Genomic DNA, 3,424 nt, shown 5'->3' with positions numbered 1-3,424 from the left:
AATATAAAAATATTATCAATAATGTTAATAAAACCACAAAATTTAGGTAAAAATAGAGGGCGACCTTTTTAGTCACCCTCAACTTCAGTATTAGTAATAGTACGATTATTCTCCAATATCAAATACAGACAGCTTCTCAAGCAGCTGTTTTGACTGTGCCTGAATCTGCTGAACCTGCTGAGATGTAGTCTGGGAGATGTTTGAACTTTCCTGAGTAAGATTGCTTACACCCTGCATGTTGGTAGAAATTTCAGAGGTTGCTGTGGTCTGCTCGGTAGCAGCTGTAGCAATCTGAGCAATCTGACTGTTAACATCCTCAACTCGGTTGATAATATCATTAAGAATATCGGTAACACCTGCAGCCTTGTCTGCAAGTTCGTTCATGTCACCAAGACTCTGGGTCATAGATTCATTTGCGCTGTTAGCATCGGTCTGAATCTGAGAAACCATCTTGGTAATTTCCTGAGTAGATGAAGATGAACGTGATGCAAGAGCACGAACTTCATCAGCTACCACAGCGAATCCCTTACCAGCCTCACCAGCACGGGCAGCCTCAATAGCTGCGTTAAGAGCAAGCAGGTTGGTCTGAGATGCAATATCTTCAATGGTCTGAACAATTGAACCAATCTTGTTACTCTGATCTACCAGCTCTTTGATCAGATCAGCGTCACGGCGGGTCTTCTCAGCCTGATTTCTAATCTGAGCAATAACAGTTTCAATTTCATCAACACCCTTCTGGGTAATTTCCTGAGTCTGACTTGAGTGGTGTGCGGCACTTTCACAGTTCTTTGCAATATCACCAGTTGTTGATACCATCTCATCTGATGCTGCAGATACTGTCATTGAACGGCTTTCTGCCTCTGAAATTGCATCAGCAATCTGCATTACCTGACTATTGATGGTCTCAAGCTGTCCACCAAGTTCACGGTATGAATTTACAACATCTGAAATTGATCCTCCAAGTTTGCGACGCATTTCGATGGAACTGTCGAATACTGCACCGAACTCATCCTTGGAATGATTATCAATCTTGAAGTTGAAATTACCATGAGCCATCTTCTTCATTGCATCAATCAGTACAGAGAAGTTCTTCTTGATGTATGAGGTCAGATTTGTAGTGATTATCAGACCAATCAGGATTGCAACAATTGCGATTACAATAGAGATGTACATTGGGGTCTTGCTGGAGTTCTTCTGAACAATCTGTGTTGATAGGGCAACCTGTTCATCGATTAGGTGTTCGAAAAGAACCTTGCAGTTTCTGAACTTAGGGTTAACATCCTTCAGGTACAGATCAAGAGCTTCTTCTTTCTTATTCTGATTGATTAGATCAACAATTGTTGATTTGAAATACTTAGAGAATTCTGAAACGTCAACCTTTGCCTTTAGAATGTTATTCTTGTAGGCATCAGAAGAAGGCAGAACACCGATGATCTTCTCATTCATGGTGTTGGTTACCTTGGCGATCTCTTCAATCATTTCTGATGACACTTTCATGAATTCATCATTTGAAATCTTGCCGCTGTCATCTGTCAGAAATTCAATTGTATAAACATCAAATCTCTCCAGTGCTTTCTGTGTATTCATAACACGGTTGTAAGATTTACCTAAGATCATACTTACGTTATATGACGCATCAATGTTTGAATTTGTGGTCAACACAGAGAATGCTGAAGTAATCAGGATCAGTACGTTCAATACTGTAAATCCGATGATAAGCTTAGCCCTTAGACTTAGTTTAGATAATCCCATCTTAACCTCGACATACTAGAATACTGAATATGAATTTATGGGGAAATAATTAGGTTATTTTGTTAGTCCCGATACTTTATGTATACGTCATTATTTTTTTTATAATTAAATAATAAGAATTGTTTTGATAAACTGCTCACATTTAGTCGAGGTGTGATTAAGTAAAAAAGATATGTATCACAATTTGTTTTTTATAGAAAAAAAACTATTTTCATAACTATTTTTTCTCATTATTTTTTTTTCTGTTACGCTTAAAATGTCATAAAATTCCGTTCATACTTCAACTCACATGAAAAGATATAGATTATGCAGAAATTATTTTTATCCCTAGTTATCCTTTTTGTCTTGGAAATCCTGCTGTTAATCAAGATTGGCGGCTACATCGGTGGACTTAATGTAATCTTCCTGATGTTTGCAATGATGGTTATAGGTGCTGTAATAATTAAAAGATGTTTTAAGAGTGTTATGGCTCAGATGCAGCAGGGGGTTGTGGATATCAAGATTATCTTTCTTCCTTTAGCTGGATTCCTGTTCTTTTTCCCTGGTTTTATCTCTGATATTCTGGCTCTGCTGCTGTTACTGCCTTTTGTTCAGAGCAAGTGCGCAAAGGTTTATTCTTCAAAAAGCGGAAGCGGAACCAGTTTTGCCTTTAAATCATCTAATTCAGAAGGCTTCTCTGATGTTTTTTCCAAGGGCAGAACCATTGACGGCACAGCAACTGTGGTTCAGGATGATAACGAGGAACTGAATCACAATACTATTGAAGGCTCAGCATCTAATTCAGATGATTCTGACTCAAAGAACAGCTAATTCACAGGCCCAGAACTGATGCTATGCTGAACGGTAAACTTAAATATTACCTGATTCTTCTGTTAGCCTGTTTTATATGGGGCGCCACCCCTCTGTGCGGCAGAGTCTTAAAGGACTCGATGTCTCCAATGCTGATAACTGCCGCCAGATTCTATGTAGTTGCTCTGATTCTTTTTGCTCTGATTCTGATACTTCACGGAAAAAGGGGGCTTCTGGTATCAGGGCATGATCTTAAGATTCTACTGATAATGTCCGTAGTTGGAATCTTTCTTCATAACTCACTTCTGTTTGAGGGTCTTCGCTTTACACCTGCTTCAAATGCAGCAATTATCGAGAGTATCGGTCCATCTGTGACTTCTATTCTGGCTTTCTTCTTTATAGGGGAGCGTCTTTCCTCCTCAGGCTGGCTTGGTATATTCATATCCTGCTTTGGAGCGATTTTTATTGTCTGCAAAGGTTCCATCAGTACTCTTGTAAACTTTGAGTTTAATATAGGCGAGCTCCTGGTGCTGGTTTGTGAAATCATGTGGTCAGTGTACGTAATTATCAGCTGGAGACTTTCAAGTAATATCAGTGCACTGGTGGTGACAGCATACACAGGCCTTTTTGGAGCCACTCTGTGTCTGATTACTGGTCTATGTATGGGAGCTCTAGAGGTTTACCGCTTTACACTATCTGATGCCTGGTACTTCTTTGTTCTTTCCGTCTTTGCCGGAGTTGTTTCCTTTGCTTCCTGGAATTATGCAATCTCAAGAGTAGGTGCAAGTATGTAGTGACCCCAGTAAATTGAACAAAAACAATTTACGATAATTTTAAGGTTGAATTCCTAACTTCACAAGGAGTTCGACCTTTTAATTTGACC

The 3,424-nt window shown here is 39.2% G+C and carries 3 protein-coding genes; 2 read left to right on the top strand and 1 reads right to left on the bottom strand.

The genetic code is table 11. From position 1 onward, the window contains the following. Positions 1-105: 105 nt before the first annotated feature. A complete protein-coding gene (locus B5D46_RS11800; RefSeq protein ID WP_078929623.1) occupies positions 106-1,752 on the bottom strand; it encodes a methyl-accepting chemotaxis protein in 1,647 nt (548 codons plus the stop codon). A 306-nt stretch (positions 1,753-2,058) separates the two neighbouring features. On the opposite strand from B5D46_RS11800, the gene B5D46_RS11795 reads away from it, so the two are divergent. Together B5D46_RS11795 and B5D46_RS11790 are read left to right on the top strand one after the other, a co-directional pair. Beyond that, on the top strand, positions 2,059-2,562 hold the full coding sequence (locus tag B5D46_RS11795) for an FxsA family protein (RefSeq protein ID WP_078929622.1): 504 nt from the start codon (positions 2,059-2,061) through the stop codon (positions 2,560-2,562). Positions 2,563-2,585: 23 nt separating this feature from the next. After that, entirely contained in the window at positions 2,586-3,335 is a 750-nt protein-coding gene (locus tag B5D46_RS11790; protein ID WP_078929621.1) for a DMT family transporter, read from the top strand. Positions 3,336-3,424 lie beyond the last annotated feature (89 nt).

It is taken from the genome of Succinivibrio dextrinosolvens DSM 3072 (assembly GCF_900167015.1).
Lineage (GTDB): Bacteria > Pseudomonadota > Gammaproteobacteria > Enterobacterales > Succinivibrionaceae > Succinivibrio > Succinivibrio dextrinosolvens.
Note: the sequence above shows the minus strand (reverse complement) of the source record. Positions and strands in the feature narration are given on the sequence as shown.

What these genes read in the sequence shown, in the direction of transcription:
- B5D46_RS11800 (WP_078929623.1), bottom strand. Translation starts at nt 1,752, where the DNA reads ATGGGATTATCTAAACTAAGTCTAAGGGCTAAGCTTATCATCGGATTT.
- B5D46_RS11795 (WP_078929622.1), top strand. Translation starts at nt 2,059, where the DNA reads ATGCAGAAATTATTTTTATCCCTAGTTATCCTTTTTGTCTTGGAAATC.
- B5D46_RS11790 (WP_078929621.1), top strand. Translation starts at nt 2,586, where the DNA reads ATGCTGAACGGTAAACTTAAATATTACCTGATTCTTCTGTTAGCCTGT.